Genomic DNA, 15459 nt, shown 5'->3' with positions numbered 1-15459 from the left:
TTCACTGGAGGACACGTGACGGTTTCCGAATGGCTGGAAAAGAATAAATGGTACGTTGCCGCGTACTTCGTGATCATGGGGCTGGTGTGCAACCGGATTATCATCGACATGGTCGCCGACTGGATGCGGGATGATAATTATTCCCACGGATTCCTTGTGCCTCTGGTTTCCGGCTATTTTCTCTGGGCGTACCGGGATCGGATTCTCAGAGCCGAGGTGGTTCCTGCCAATTGGGGGCTCCTGGTGGTCCTGTTCGGCGTGGCGCAGTTACTGCTGGGCTCACTTGCCACCGAGTATTTCTCCATGCGCTCCTCAATGGTCGTCATAACCGTGGGTGCGGTCATCTACCTTTTGGGGTGGGAGGTCTTCACGACCGTCAGACTGCCGTTGCTGTATCTTTTACTCATGGTGCCCATCCCGGCGATTATTTATGATTCCATGACAATGCCTCTCAAACTTTTTGTAGCTAAGGTATCGGTTAAGGGCTTAGTGGCATCAGGGTATCCTGTCATGCGTGAGGGCAACATCATCATTCTACCGAACATCGTGCTGGAGGTGGCAGACGCATGCAGCGGCCTACGTTCCCTTATGTCGCTCATCGCGCTTAGCGTGGCTTTTGCCTTCATGACACAGCGTCATTTTTGGAAACGCTGGGTGCTCATTCTTTCGGCTCTGCCTGTGGCGGTGGCCACAAACATCCTTAGGGTATTCGTCACAGGCATCCTGGCAAAACACTATGGTCGAGTGGCCGCCGAGGGTTTTTTTCATGAGTTTGCCGGCTTCATGGTCTTTTTCGTGGCCATGATAATCATGGCTCTGCTCGGGGCCGCCCTGAAAATCGGGGAGAAGCGCAATGAATCGTAGAGCTTTGCTTATATTATGCCTGTTGGTTGCGGCGGGGGCCTACATCCACTTGGTGAAACCCCGGCCTGTGTTGCTTGAGAAGCCCTTTTCGGAGTTTCCTCTTGCCGTTGGGGAATGGCGTATGGTTAGGGAGGACTCCTTTTCTAAGAGCGTTCTGGCTATCTTGCGGCCAACGGACTACCTTTCCCGAGATTACGAGGATGCTATGGGCAACAGGGTGACGCTGTACATAGGTTATCACGGCGGCCGTAAGGGGGATGGGGGAATTCATTCACCCAAGAACTGCCTGCCAAGCTCTGGCTGGTTCCTGGACTCGATGACGGCAGTCGATGTCCCGCTACGGGACGGAGGGGAGATTGAGGTTGTCAATTCGGTCATGAGCAAGGGCGCGACAACCGTATCGTTCTACTATTGGTTTCAGGTAAGCGGACGCGTCATCACCAATGAATACTCCCTGAAGCTGGCGGAAATATGGAATTCTTTGGTCGCCATGCGTAAAGATGCCGCTTTTGTCCGGCTATCAATGCCGGTGGAGAGCGGAAGCGAAGAAGCTTCTTTAGTTTTGAAGCGGTTTGTGGCTGATTTTTATCCGGTCATTCGGGATTATTTGCCCAAGTAGGCCGGACGGGAGCGAGATTGCCGGATGAATTCGATACCCAGATGAACATGAAAATCGCAATGCATTGTGAGAGCAATTAATGGAATGCAACAGCCAATCCCCGGTTATCAACGCGATCTCGGTCGACGTGGAGGACTTCTACCAGGTCAGCGCCTTCGAAAGGGTTATCAACCCGAAGGATTGGGATTCGTATCCGTTCAGGGTGGCTGACAACACGAGAAGAATCTTGGACCTCTTTGCCATGTATGGGGTAAAGGGCACGTTTTTTGTGTTGGGTTGGGTGGCGGAGAGAGATCCGGAGCTTGTGAGGCGCATTGTGGCAGACGGACATGAGTTGGCCTGCCACGGGTATGGGCACCAGCTGGTTTACGCCATCGGCCCTGACGCCTTTCGAGAGGATATCACGCGTTCGAAGAAGCTGCTGGAGGATACAGCAGGGGTGGGTGTCTCCGGGTATCGGGCACCGAGTTACTCCATCACAGAGAGATCCATGTGGGCTCTCGATATCTTGATAGAAGTCGGGTTTTCCTACGATTCCAGCGTGTTCCCAATCTATCATGACGTGTATGGTATTCCGAATTCACCCCGTTTCCCTTACAGGATCGATCGGGAAGCAGGCGGCTTGGATGAATTCCCGATAACGACGTACCCATTTCGCTTTATGGGGAAAAAGTTGGATTTGCCCTTTTCCGGGGGAGGATACTTTCGTCTGTTGCCGTTCCCACTTATCGACAGGGCCATGGGACGTTTGAATAATGAGGAAGGCCGTCCCGCAGTGGTGTATTTTCACCCTTGGGAGATAGATCCTGAGCAGCCTCGAGTCTGCGGAGCAGGGTTGAAGTCGCGCTTCCGGCATTATGTCAATCTTGGCAGGACCTGGGGCAAGCTGCAGAAGCTGATCCGGAAGTACCGGTTCGCTCCTCTTGAAACGGTGCTGGAAACAACGGTCTGATCCTTGAATCTACTTGGAGTGAGTTCATGAATGTTCTTGTGATAGATGAAGATTTTCCGCACCCGACCAATACTGGGAAACGGCTCAGGACTTATAATCTGCTTTCCCGGCTACAGGCGTCTCACACTATTCATTATGTGTTTCACGGCAACCAGGTTGAGCTTCCTGGATGTCCGAACATTCGCTGCCATCCTATTGACAAGGCGTTCACTCCCAAACGGGGGTTGAGATTTTACGCCGAGCTTCTAGGCAATTTGGTTTCCTCCAAACCATACATCGTTTCCCGGCATTATTCCGAACCCATGATGGGCAAGGTCAACGACATCTTGCATGAGAACGAGATCGATCTAATCCATTGCGAGTGGACGCCCTATACGGAAAATATTCGCAGCCTGCTGGGCGTCTACCCTACCATCCTTTCCACGCATAACGTCGAGTCGCAAATCTGGGGGCGCTATTTCGAGAACGAAGGCAATCTCCTTAAAAAGGCCTACATTTACCTGCAGTGGAAGAAAATGGCCGCTTACGAGAAGGATGTTGCAGGCCGTTACGACCATGTTGTTTGCGTGTCTGACAACGATGCGGAATTTTTTAGCCGCCATGCCCCCGCCGGGCGGGTTTCGGTGGTCCCCAATGGCGTTGACGAGGTCTACTTCTCGCCCCGGGGAGGGAAGCAGAAGCAAGGCAACCTTGTGTTTACCGGCTCCATGGACTGGCGTCCCAATCAGGATGCCGTATCTTATTTCGTCGAGGAGATTTTCCCCCTGATCCGCGAGAGGAATCCTGAGGCGCAATTTTATGTCGTCGGACGCTACCCCCCCGAGGGACTGAAAGCACAATGGGAACAGACGGAGGGGGTGACAGTTACCGGCATCGTCGACGATGTGCGTGGGTATATAGAGGATGCTGCCGTGTACATAGTTCCGCTTCGTATCGGCGGTGGGTCCCGCTTGAAGATCCTGGAGGCATTATCCATGGAGAAAGTGGTAGTTTCGACCCGGGTGGGAGCTGAAGGACTGGCGCTTGAGGACCACATACATTTGCTGTTGAGGGACGATCCGGCTTTGTTCGCAAGTTGCGTGACGGATATCCTCGCCTCCGGCAAGGAGTATGCCGGTATTGCCCGGGAAGGTCGGCAGCAGGTCCTCGAAACGTACACCTGGGATTCTATCTCGACCGTACTCGACGCCGCCTGGCACAAAGCCGCAAGGAGCCGGCGTGGAGCATAGAATGACGATAGTCCACCTGCGGGACTCCAATTTCGTCGGCGGCCCAGAGCGTCAGATTCTCGAGCATTTCCAGAGAATGCCGCCCGAGAGCTACGACATGGTCCTGGTCTGCTACGAAGAGGACGGCAGTCCCAACGACCTGCGCATTCAAGCCGAGAGACGCGGCTTTCGCTGTCTGACCCTTCCGACCCGTTCTCCTTTTAGTTGGCGAAACATCAAGGAAATCGTCGCAATGCTGCGCGAGGCGGATGCCGATATCTTGGTTACACATGGTCACAAGGGCAACATTTTCGGGAGGATCGCATGCTGGATGGTTTCCATTCCCACGATCGCGGTATCGCGGGGGTGGACTATGGAAAGCTTCAAGATTCGCGTTTTCGAATTTCTCGACAAGATCTTCCTGCATTTCGCGGATCATGTGGTTGCCGTTTCGGAAGGGCAGCGTCGTAAGATCCTTTCGTTCGGCGTCTCCCCCGGCAAAATATCCGTCATCCACAACAGCATTGATGTTTGTAACTGGGGTCAGGGTGATGGAGCGGACATCCGCAGCCGTTTGGGGGTGCCTGAGGGGGCAGTTCTTGTGGTCTCTGCTGGTCGCTTGAGCCCGGAAAAGGATCAGCGGACCTTGATTCTGGCGGCAGAGTGGTTGGCGGTGGAGCGGGACGACGTATATTTTGCCGTATTTGGTGAAGGCGTATTGCGCGATGAACTGGAGCGAGCCGTTCAGGAGGCAGGATTGGAAGGCCGATTCTTCTTGCCAGGGTTTTGTCAGGATATGGTGAGTGTCATGCGGGCGGTCGATATCTTTTGCCTTCCATCCCTGACCGAGGGACTCCCCAACGTTATCCTGGAAGCCTTCGCCTGTTCCAAGCCCGTGGTGGCAACACGAGTCGGCGGGACTCCCGAGTTGGTTCAGGATGGGAAAAACGGTTTGCTAGTCGAACCGGAAGACGCGGCTTCCCTTAGCAAGGCTTTAGGGCGGTTGTGCTCAGACAGTGAATTGCGCCGTAGTATGGGGGAAGTCGGCAAAAAGATGGTTGAAAGTTCGTTCACATACGCGCAACAGTCTGAAATGTATAAGAAATTATATTCAGCAATTGTCGGGGTAGAACGATGAGTGGTCCGGTAGCCCTAGTGCTTCGGGGAGGTGGCAATGCTCGGCAAATTTGTGTCTCTTGTCGGGGGCTGTTGCCGAACCCGGATGCCCCAAGAGTGAAACAAGTGGGTAAAGGTTGCTCGCAGTGAACAGTTCCTTGTTTATTTCGGTGGTGGTGCCTGTCTTCAATGAAGAACGATTCATCGCGGCCACGCTTGAACAGATTCTGGGCCAGGATTACCCGGAGGAGAGGTTTGAGGTGCTGGTGGTCGACGGCGGGTCTGAGGACGCGACGAGGGAGATTGTTTCCAGCTATTGCGAGCAGTACGGCAATGTGAGGTTGCTCGACAATCCTGGCAGGAAATCCAGTTCTGGCAGGAACATCGGTTTTAAGAACGGCGAGGGCGAGTATTTTCTAGTGATTGACGGGCATTGTCATATCCCAAATTTCAAGCTCCTTCGTAATCTCGCCGAAATAGTGGAGCGGACAGGCGCGTCTTGCCTGGGAAGGCCCCAGACCTTGGATGCTCCGGGGGGGACGCCGTTTCAGGAGGCAGTGGCTTCTGTTCGGGGATCTCGTTTGGGGCACGGAAGCGGCTCCCTTATTTACGGTGAGCATGAGGGCTTTGCCAGTCCCGTCAGTAACGGCGCCGCCTATGGGCGGGAAGTTTTTGAGACGATCGGGTATGTGGACGAGGATTTTGACGCCTGCGAGGACGTCGAATTCAACCTTCGGGTGGAGAAAGCTGGTTTCAAATCGTATACCAGCCCGAAGCTCAAGGTGAGCTATTATCCCAGAGAGACTCTGCCCGGCCTGTTTCGTCAGATGCAGCGCTACGGGGCAGGGCGGTGTCGGTTGTGGAGGAAGCATCCTGATTCGCTCTCCATGAATTCGCTGGTGCCTCCGGCCTTCGCCCTGCTGTGTATGGCGGCGCCGGTGTTCATCCTGCTGGGATTGCTGACGTCCCTTCCCATACTATTGGGAGGCCTCCTCCTGATTCCGCTCGCTGCCTACCTGGCGTTGATCTGCCGGGAATCGTATCGACTGACCGATGGAGGAACTGTGACCGGGGTGCTGACGCGCATGTCGATTTTTGCCACGGTCCATTTGGGGTTGGGGGGCGGTTTCTTGCTGGAGTTGCTGCGAGGGAAAAGGGGGAATCAGCGGGAGCGGCAAAGTGTACCCGAACGCAGGCTTTCCATCATTGACCGGTTAAACCGTTTTTCAGGAAAGCGGTTGGACAAATACCGACTGTGGCGCAACTGTAAGGAGATATTCTGGCTCAGGCAGTTGAGGATAGATGTCGTCGACCTGTCGACTTGGAGCGTGCCACGGCCCGAGGCCAAGGTCCCGCTTGAATTCACTGTTGGAGACGAGCAGGATATTGATAGAATCTGTTCGACGGAAGCGTTCGGTGCAAGGAATATGTTGGAGCGGTGGAAGCGGGGGATGCTCGATGGCAACGTGCTGTTTTTGGCCAAAACGAATAATAACGAAACCGTGAGCGTGTTGTGGGCCAATCGTCACATGAAAAAGGTGGCGGGAAGCGCATTTCGATTGAAGCCTGATGAGTATGTCTTCGAGTATGTTATGACCTTGGCTTCCTGGTACGGCAAAGGGATTCACCAAGCCCTGCATTACCATGCCCTGTCCTATTTGAAGGACCTTGGAGCGACTCGAGCTTATTTGGATTGGAACATGGCTACCATCGCAATGCAGAAGACCACTTCCAAGCTCGGCTACCTTTATACGGGAACCGACTATTACGTACTTCGCCTTTTCCTTCGTGACATGGTTTTTGGGCGCGGAAAGATGGCGCATCGTTTCAGGAGGGGGGTGATGTGATGGCAAGAAGGATTTCCGTAGTCATCGCCAGTTGGAATGGCGCTGTCGGTGGCACAGAGCAACACGTCAGCTTCCTCTTGGATAGATTGTCCCGGCAGGGATATGAAATGCAGTTCGTGGTCGTGAACCGGCCGCAGGTGGACAAAGCTTTTGCCGGTGTCAATACGTCGCCAGTTGTGCTTGAAGACTCGATTCCGCCGGGTCCGTTCAGTTTTTTGAGGCGGGTTTCAATGCTTGCAGGTCTGTTCCGGGAGTCCCCTCCGGATTTGATCCTGGCGTATTTCCCGGAAGGAGAATTGGTGGCAACGATTGCGGCAAGCCTTGCCGGAGTCAGAGGACGATTGATCGGGAATCGAAGGAATATGGGACACGACTGGACTCCCAGATCTGTCTGGCAGGCCAGGATCATATCCAGGCTTGTCCCGCGTTTTTTGTCCAACAGTGTTACTGCCAGCGCCATCGTGGGCAAAAAGGAATGGATCGATCCAGTCAAGATCTCCGTCATCCCGAACCCCATCAATCTGAGGGGGGAGAGCCCTGGAGCGGATGGCGTGGACGAAGGACTCCCCGATGCGGAACTCATCGTGGGCATTGTCGCAAGCGTCAAGCCGGTAAAAAACCATACGTTGTTTTTGGATGCGGCGGCGTTGATCCATGGCGAACTCCCCGATGTGAGGTTTGTGATAGTGGGACGGGCTCTGCCTGATCGGGAAGTCTGGCTGCGTGAGGCGATTGCACAGCGTGGGCTTAATGGCGTCGTTTATTACCTGGGAGAGTGCCAGAATCCTCTTCCGTTGATACGGGGGATGTCGATCGGGGTATTGTCCAGCCGATCAGAAGGGTTGTCCAATGCACTGGTCGAGTACGCGGCCATGGGTATCCCGGCCGTGGCCACGGATGTCGGCGGCAATGGTGAAGTGGTCGTGGACGGTGAGACAGGATTCCTCGTCCCCTCTGAAGATGCTTCCGGGATGGCGGAATCCATACGGCTTTTGCTTGAAAATGAATCCATGCGGAAGGAAATGGGGCAAGCGGCAAGGTCGAGGGCTGCGGCGCTGTTTGCGGAAGACGTTATAGTCAATCGATACCTTACCTATTTTGATGGTGCCCTTGCCAGGACATGGTTGGAAAAAGGAGAAGAGGATTGCAGTACCAAGTGGAAGTGATCGACGATTGGAGCGACTCGCCGGCTCTGCAGGGAGATTGGGACAGGCTTGCGGAAGCGAAGGGTTTCTGGTTCCCTTTTGTCTCCTACCAATGGTTCGACTGTTGGTACCCTGCGTTTTGTGTCGAAGGAAACGCCAGAATTGTTGTCATCCGGAGAGACGGCGATGTCGTGGGAATCGTGCCCGGAGTAATGGGGCGCAGACGTATTGGCCCGATCACCGTCAATGAATTTTCCTATGCCGCCAACGGCCTTACTCCCTATGTGTCGTTTCTTTTCGAGGACGATCTGTATGGGGATGCCAAACTGTTGCTGCAGATTGATGAAGCGCTTTCCGGTGAGATTGAGTTGCTGAATGTGCCCGCCATCGAAACAACCGGCCAGGATTGGCGGTTTATCAGTAGGGGGCAGGAAGGTTTCACAAATGTTTACGAGGAACACCGGTTCCCTTCGCTCTACGTGGGCATGCCGGATGGTTTCCCCGCATTCCTATCAGGCTGTTCCACTTCCTTCCGCAAATCATTCAACTGCACGAAAAGAAAAGCGAACAAACAATATGAGGTTGCAACCGAAGAGGTAAGACTAACTAATCAAAGCGCATTACATCGCCTACAGCGCTTGTCAGCCAAGACATGGCAGGAGCAAAATGGATCAGGGCTTTTCTCAGAGAAATATCGTGATTTCTTCATGAAATTGTTTGGAAAGAGCAGTACGGATTTTTCGGTTTCTTTCCTGAAATTCGGCGAGTCCGACGTGGCATTCAATTGTTTCTATATTCGAGATAATACCTTTGTCGGTTATAAAATCGGCTATGATCCTTCTTTTGCAAAGCTGCGTCCGGGAGAGTTGCTCAAGTATGAAATTTATCCTTTTGCCTGTGAGCATGGTGTTACGTTGTTTCATCTTCTAGGAGAGGCCAATGAAAGCAAGCGGCATTGGGCGACTGGCTCAAATGATTTCGTCAATAGCTGGCTGTTTTCCAAAAGGCACTTGAAGAGTTTGTTGCTGGAAAAAGGGCTGCGCGCCAGGAAAACGATAAAAGAACGAATGGAAGGTTAAGACGACCATGGATGTTCGGCAACGCTGCAAACAGGGCCTAAAGCAACTGGCATGTTGTTTTGCAAACCTGGTGCGGCCGCAGGATGGGATTGCCATTTTGACGTATCATCGAATTGCGCCAGATGGCTTTTTGAGTGTGTCTCCCGAAGACTTTGATGCACAGATGCGTGTTTTGTCAGAGTATTTCGATGTGATTTCGTTGGAGCAGGCCGTGAGCCGTCTTCGTGAAGGCGTTTCGAGCAGAAACTGCGTATGTGTTACTTTTGATGACGGTTTTCGGGACAACTGGACCACGGCCTATCCCATCTTGGAGAAATACTGCGTTCCGGCTACCGTTTTCGTGGCAATGGACGCCGTGCGAAATGGCTCGTTGTGGTTTTACGATTTTGACATGGCCGTTTTTGGAGGAAGTTCATCTGAGGCCGATCTGACTTCGGTGGGCCTGGGGCGGCATACCTGGAAAGGGGTGGCCGGTAGGGAAGAAGTGGCCTGTCGACTGCATGCTTCCTTGAAAAAAATGTCCCATGAGGACCGGTTGGCAATTGTCGGCAAGGTCGCAGAGGGCAAGAGAGTCGAACGGGTCATGATGACTCCGGACGAATGCCGTGAGTTGGCTTCGTCCAAATGGGTCGACGTCGGAGCTCACACCATCAGCCATCCTTTGCTGGCACAACTTGACGAAGTGGAACTGCAGAGGGAGATCGGGGAGGGCAAGGTGATGCTCGAAGATATGATCCATTCGAAGGTTTCGTTGTTTTCCTATCCGAACGGCACGAGAAACGATTTCGACGATAGGGTGATTTCAGTGGTGAAAAAAGCGGGTTTCATAGCCGCGACCACCACCATGCCCGGTCTCAATGTGCCCGGTGACGACCTATATTCCTTGAAGCGTTTTGACGTCAGCTTCGGCTACTACGGCAGTTGGACCGGACGGTGTTCCGAGGCGCTTTTCAGAGCGCATGCCAGCGGAAGGCTATCCCGTTTTGAAATTCTTCTTGGGAGATAACCGGTTCACCTGTTCCCATCATTATTGAACAGAAAACTAGCAGAGAATAAATCGTGCGCTGGATGTTGTTGGGATATTTGTTTATTTATATTTGTCGGTTGCCAGAAGAATATCCGGTTTTAGAGTTGATAAAACTGGAGAAGACCTGGGCAATCGCCATGTTGATCTGCTTTGCCCTTACCCATAAGGGCAAGTTTATGCCCTTTTCAGGCGGCAAGATGCTGCTCGGATTCCTAGGGCTGGTCCTGGCAAGTGGACTTTGGGCATATGATTTCGCGGCATGGCAGGATATATCGTATAAATTTTTCAAAATATGCCTCGTTTCTTTTTTGATGGTGAATACGGTCAAAACCAGGGAGGAGTTCGCCTGCTTCATGACCGCCGTCGTCATGATATTTTTCGTCTATGAGTTAAAATCATTAATAGAATATACCAATGGTCGGTACGTGTACCGGATGGGACTTGTGCGTATGGTGGGTATCGGGCAGACGTATAACAATCCGAACTCTTTCGCTTCAACGGTCTGCCTGACCATCCCCTACGCTTATGCGTTATTCAGGGATTCGGCCATCCCGTTCCGGCGCATTGTCAAGCCCCTTCTCCTGGGGTTGTTTGTCCTTTCGGCTGTCTGTGTTGTGCTGACCGGTTCGAGAACTGGGTTCGCCAGCTTGGCGTTTCTTGCCGTCATCTACATTCTTGCCAACAAGCACTCTTTTCGAAACTTTGTCCTGCTGGGAGTGGCCTTCGTCGTGATTTGGACATTCACGCCCGGCCCACAAAAGGAGCGCATACTCAGTACGATTTATTCCAAGGACGAGATTGAACTCGACTACATGTCCGAAAAGACTGTGGAAAGCGCAACCGTCTCGGCAGAAAGCAGGATTCTCGGATTAGTCAATGGGTTCGAGCTGATGTGCAGGCGGCCAATCGGATACGGTGTGGGAGGATTCGCAACCGCCCGCGCTCTCGTCGGGGGGCCGTATGGGTTGCGTTCACACAATTTATACGGCCAGGTGATGGGAGAATTGGGCATTTTGGGCATTATCCTTTTCGGGGCACTGGTGGTTGGTTGCATCAAAAGGAACATCGCAGTGATCAAATATGAGAAAAGCGGGCTGTTCGAGTACGCCAAGGCAAATATGATCTGCCTTGTGCTGTTGTTGTTCCAAGGGTTCGCGGGACACATGTTGTACCGCTATACATGGTATTGGATTATTGCATACACCGCGATCATGCTGAATCTCGTCAGGCGCGACCTGGCGTTATCTGAGAGCAGAGCATAGCTATACATTGTTGCTGCATAGGGCGATCGTACTGCCGGACTGTTAACCGGAGGCTGATATGAGATGTGGAGAGGGAATGGCGTGAAATGTTCCATTGTGATTACGACATACAATTACGGCAGGTACATTCAATGCGCATTGGATTCGGCTATTGGCCAAACATACGACAACACTGAAATTGTCGTTATTGACGACGGATCTCAAGATAATTCCGCTGAACTGATCAAGCCGTATGTCGATCGATATGGGGTCAAGTATGTTTATCAGGAGAACGCCGGGCAGACCGTCGCAAAGAACAGAGGCGTGAGAGAATCTTCAGGTGAAGTCATTGCCTTTCTCGATGCAGATGACATGTGGGATTCAACAAAACTTGAGAAAATGATACCCCTTTTCGACAATCCGGATGTCGCGGTTGTCTATAGCAAGCGGCGTTTGCTAGACCCAGATGGAGCTATTTCGGAATACAACCATCCCCCGTTGTACCGGGGGAGGATATTGAACAGGATATATGTAGACAATTTCATCTGTTTTTCTTCTTCGATGGTGCGAAGAACCAGCCTGGAGTTAATCGGTGGATTTGATGAGACCCTGTCTATGGGGATAGACTATGATCTCTGGATTAGGATGGCACAGGCATATGAATTCGATTTTCTGGATGAATGCTTGACGTACTACCGCGTCGGGCATGGTAATATGTCCGACAATAGAGAAAAGCGGATTTTATCCGCATTCAATATTATGAAGAGGCATTTAAGAGACAAGAAAATACGTCGGGGTCTGGCCGTCCCCGCAATTCTGGAGGCCTGGGGGATGACTTGCTGCACATACGCAATGTTTCAGAAGAGCAGGCAAAAAAGCGCTAAAGCAGCCGGTCTGATGCTTGCCTCTTTGGCAATGTACCCCATTTCCACAAGGTCGTGGAAGGCTGCATTGCGCATGGTACTCCCGGATAAGGTTATATCCCTGTTGAAGTACTTGGTTAAGCCCGGGGAGAAGACCTGTTGAGCGGGGGGCGGGGAGCTGGATTACCTTGGGTGAAATGCCCTTGTGAGAAGAGTTTTTCTTGCGTGGGCATAGAGAGCCCGTCAGCTGTTTAAGACCATGGCGTTTGCTTTCGTTGTCATGAGCCGACAGCTATATGCAAATTAATTGTTATTGCGTTGCTTGCGAGAGGGAAATGGAACTAACAGTTTTTCAAAACTCAGAGGCGTTACGCCTGCTTCTGGATAAACGTTTTGTCGAGGAATGGCAGTCTCTCGCCGACCAATGCGGCTATGTCACCGTCTTTCTAGAGCCTGATTTTGTCATCTCGTGGTTCAAAGTCTATTTGAGACATTTTGATCCGATACTTTTCGTTGGAAGAGGGGACAATGACGAGCTCGTAGGTTTGCTGTTTGTATGCCGCCAGGGGGGAACTGGAAAGCTGTACCATGTCGGTTTGAACTTGGCTGAATATCATGGCTTTTTGGCATTGGATAATTTCTTGGAAGAATTCATAATAAACAGTCTGACAGAGTTGAAAAGATTGATCGGGACAGGGTGTTGGGATTGGGGGTGGCTTCCTCCGGGACTCGGCACGGGATGGAGACATTCCGACGTGCTCAAAGCCCATGATATTTTTGTCTCCCTAGAGAGCGAGGAGTCTCCAATCTATTCGCTGTTGGATGACGCGCGTTATCGGAAGCTGAGAAAGAATAAGTCGAACAAGAACCAATTGAACAGGTTTTTGAAGCGGGCTGGGTTTTCTTTTTATCGAGTCACTTCTCCCGACGAAGTTAATGAACTGGTTGGGGCGTTGGCCAATCAATATGAATTTCGAAAAATTGCCTTGTATCGCAAAGCCCCATTTAGACAGGATCCGTTGCGAAGTGTCTTTTTGAAAGAAGCATTCAAGAATTCCGAGTTGTCGCATCTATCTGTCATGAAAGTAGAGGGACGCCCTGTTGCGATTCATTATGGCTTTCATGATGACTCGACATTTTATCTTACGTTGCCAACGTTTGATCCAGCCGAATCAAGGAATTCGCCAGGAAAAATCTATTTGCTCAAGCTGATGGAGCACCTGATTGAGTCAGGTTATGAAAAATTGGATTTAACGCCGGGAAAAGACGCCTACAAGAGCAAGTTCAGTAATGGAGTCCAATCCGTATCGCAGGCCAAGCTGTATTTCTCAAGGAGAGTATATCTCGCGTTTATAGCTAAGGAAAGGCTTAAGGCCATGATAAAGCGGGCAGGCCTGGATCAGCCATGGCTAGTCGGGAAAGATTCTATTCCAAGAAAATTGGCCGGTAAGATGGCGGCAATTGTCGGTGTGGGCCTTGTCTTGCAAAAGGCTTTGCCGAGGTGGAAATCGGGGGCGGCCTCGGCGCGGAGCTATTTTGTTGCAACGCAGAAGGTTGCCATGGAGTCAGCATTAGAGGCCTGCGTCCATATGGTTACTTTCAATCGATATGACGACCTGCTTGGGGATGACTGTCGCAACATCGAAAGAGAGTCCGTTCACCTGAAGATGGCATTGGATCATTTTGATGCGGGAGATACTCTTGTCACCGTTACAAGCGGAGAAAGCCTCATTCACTCCGGCTGGCTGATTGAAGATGGCGTGAGCCGTCTATCCGCGTGTAAAGTTGGCTCCGAATGCGAGAAGTATTTTGTTTATGATTTGGTGAGTTGCGCTGAGTCCATCAGTCGCATCCTTCTTGAAGGGGTTATTTATTCCATTCGGAAGCATGTTGCCTCTGGCGGTGGGGAGGGTGTAATATTTAGTATTCCCGAATCGGAGATTGAATTTAAGAGTGCGTTATCGGGCACGCACGGCGTGGCTCCGCTATAATGGCAATTTTTTGAGTCTGCCGGTGAAATTGGTTTTGCGATTTTTGAATAAATTGGAGTTGTTATGAGTGATTGCGTCAAGTATAATAGAGATTTTTTTTCCCATGTGAGCCGAGGCATTATTGCCCCCCTTTGGGCGGCGAAAGAATCCTCCCCCTACTTGCGGCACCTGAAAAAGCTCGTAGACGCTCCATACCGTGATTTAAAGGCTGTTCTAGCTGAGCAGGATTCAAGGCTTACCCGCCTGATAGCTCACGCATATGACAATACAAAGTATTACAAGGAGATGATGGATGAGGCTGGAGTGCGCCCGCAAGACGTCACCACTGTGGCTGATTTGTCCAAGTTGCCGGTTCTGACCAAGGATGCCATCCGCAATCAAGGCGACAATATGATTTCCGGCATTCATGATCGGAGCAAGTTGCGCAACAAGACAACTTCCGGCTCCACCGGGGTTTCCTTGTCCCTGTATATCGACGAAGACAGCCAGCAGTGGAAGCGGGCTTGTGCGGTGCGCCACGACATGTGGTGTGGCTGGCGTCAGGGAGAGGCCATCGGTGCCATTTGGGGAAACCCCACCTATAAGGACAACTGGCGTCTCTGGTTGCGCAATGCTCTGCTCGGAAGGATGGTCTACCTGGATACGCTTAAAATGGACCATGCAGCCATGCTCGAATTTCACGAGGCCCTTTTGAAGAAAAGGCCGACCCAGCTATTCGGGCACGCCCATTCATTGTATCTTTTCGCCAAGTTCGTGAAGCAAAACGGCTTGCAGTGCTACCAGCCCAAAGGGATCATTTCGACAGCAATGGTGCTCCATGATTTTGAGCGCTCTCTCGTAGAGGAGGCCTTTAAGGCCAAGGTTTTCAACCGGTACGGCTGTGAGGAAGTAAGTCTTATCGCCAGTGAATGTGAGGCGCATGAAGGGCTGCATATCAACATGGACACCATCATTCTCGAGTGCGTCGACCCCAACGGCATCCCCGTGGCTCCCGGTGAGGTTGGGGCCGTCGTCGTTACTGATTTATCCAACTACGGTATGCCAATAATTCGGTACAAGGTTGGCGACGCCGCGAGAATCCGTTCCGAGCCCTGCTCCTGTGGCCGTTCATATCCGTTAATCGAATCGTTGGAGGGGCGCATTGCGGATTATGTACGCACGCCAGACGGGGAATATATTTCCGGCATATCATTGACCGAGAATTTTGCCATGCAGGCGAAGGGCGTGAAACAATTGCAGATAATCCAGGAGGCCATCGACTTCATTGTCCTTCGTGTCGTGAAGGGCTCTGACTGGACCTCCGATAGTGTGGATAACCTTAACCGATTGGTAAACCAGCGTTTTGGCGAGCAGATGAGGCATGAAATAGAGTACGTGGACAGCATCCAGTCGGAAAGCTCTGGCAAATATAGGTTTTGCATATCTAAGTTGGAAGATCAGCCCTTTTAGCCTAGGCATGTACTGGAACGGGAAGGCGTTTTAACGCTTGTCAGGAGGTTGGCCGCAC

At 51.8% G+C, this 15459-nt stretch carries 13 protein-coding genes; all 13 read left to right on the top strand.

The window, feature by feature from the left end; genetic code table 11:
* Window positions 1-15: 15 nt before the first annotated feature.
* The 13 genes from xrtA (at window position 16) to GM415_RS03175 (ending at window position 15401) form a co-directional block, all read left to right on the top strand.
* Window positions 16-864, top strand: a complete 849-nt coding sequence (gene xrtA / locus GM415_RS03235) for an exosortase A (RefSeq protein ID WP_158946401.1) — start codon at window positions 16-18, stop codon at window positions 862-864.
* A complete protein-coding gene (locus GM415_RS03230) occupies window positions 854-1483 on the top strand; it encodes an exosortase C-terminal domain/associated protein EpsI (protein WP_158946400.1) in 630 nt (209 codons plus the stop codon). Before xrtA ends, GM415_RS03230 begins: the two co-directional genes overlap by 11 nt.
* Window positions 1484-1562: 79 nt before the next feature.
* Window positions 1563-2435: an XrtA system polysaccharide deacetylase gene (locus tag GM415_RS03225; RefSeq protein ID WP_158946399.1), complete on the top strand. Its 873-nt coding sequence runs from the start codon at window positions 1563-1565 to the stop codon at window positions 2433-2435.
* Window positions 2436-2461: 26 nt separating this feature from the next.
* Complete coding sequence (locus GM415_RS03220) at window positions 2462-3664, top strand: glycosyltransferase (protein WP_158946398.1); 1203 nt, start codon at window positions 2462-2464, stop codon at window positions 3662-3664.
* 1 nt (window position 3665) lies between these two features.
* Window positions 3666-4781 carry a glycosyltransferase gene (locus tag GM415_RS03215; protein ID WP_158946397.1) on the top strand — a complete coding sequence of 372 codons (1116 nt, stop codon included), beginning with the start codon at window positions 3666-3668 and terminating at the stop codon, window positions 4779-4781.
* 124 nt (window positions 4782-4905) lie between these two features.
* Window positions 4906-6606: a glycosyltransferase family 2 protein gene (locus GM415_RS03210; protein ID WP_242012332.1), complete on the top strand. Its 1701-nt coding sequence runs from the start codon at window positions 4906-4908 to the stop codon at window positions 6604-6606.
* The gene (locus GM415_RS03205; protein WP_158946395.1) at window positions 6606-7772 is read left to right on the top strand and encodes a glycosyltransferase; all 1167 of its coding nucleotides are present in this window, start codon (window positions 6606-6608) and stop codon (window positions 7770-7772) included. The genes GM415_RS03210 and GM415_RS03205 overlap by 1 nt, the downstream gene beginning before the upstream one ends.
* Window positions 7751-8830 (top strand): GNAT family N-acetyltransferase, encoded by a 1080-nt coding sequence (locus GM415_RS03200; protein ID WP_158946394.1) that lies wholly within the window; start codon window positions 7751-7753, stop codon window positions 8828-8830. Before GM415_RS03205 ends, GM415_RS03200 begins: the two co-directional genes overlap by 22 nt.
* A 7-nt stretch (window positions 8831-8837) precedes the next feature.
* The gene (locus GM415_RS03195) at window positions 8838-9836 is read left to right on the top strand and encodes a polysaccharide deacetylase family protein (protein ID WP_158946393.1); all 999 of its coding nucleotides are present in this window, start codon (window positions 8838-8840) and stop codon (window positions 9834-9836) included.
* Window positions 9837-9898: 62 nt separating this feature from the next.
* Window positions 9899-11119, top strand: a complete 1221-nt coding sequence (locus GM415_RS03190) for an O-antigen ligase family protein (RefSeq protein ID WP_242012427.1) — start codon at window positions 9899-9901, stop codon at window positions 11117-11119.
* A gap of 81 nt (window positions 11120-11200) precedes the next feature.
* Window positions 11201-12124: a glycosyltransferase family 2 protein gene (locus GM415_RS03185; RefSeq protein ID WP_158946391.1), complete on the top strand. Its 924-nt coding sequence runs from the start codon at window positions 11201-11203 to the stop codon at window positions 12122-12124.
* Window positions 12125-12296: 172 nt separating this feature from the next.
* Entirely contained in the window at window positions 12297-13952 is a 1656-nt protein-coding gene (locus GM415_RS03180) for a GNAT family N-acetyltransferase (RefSeq protein ID WP_158946390.1), read from the top strand.
* A 63-nt stretch (window positions 13953-14015) separates the two neighbouring features.
* Window positions 14016-15401, top strand: coding sequence for a phenylacetate--CoA ligase family protein (locus GM415_RS03175; protein WP_158946389.1), 1386 nt, complete (start codon window positions 14016-14018; stop codon window positions 15399-15401).
* Window positions 15402-15459 lie beyond the last annotated feature (58 nt).

Origin of the sequence: Pseudodesulfovibrio cashew (assembly GCF_009762795.1) — a bacterium.
Taxonomy (GTDB): domain Bacteria; phylum Desulfobacterota; class Desulfovibrionia; order Desulfovibrionales; family Desulfovibrionaceae; genus Pseudodesulfovibrio; species Pseudodesulfovibrio cashew.
Note: the sequence above shows the minus strand (reverse complement) of the source record. Positions and strands in the feature narration are given on the sequence as shown.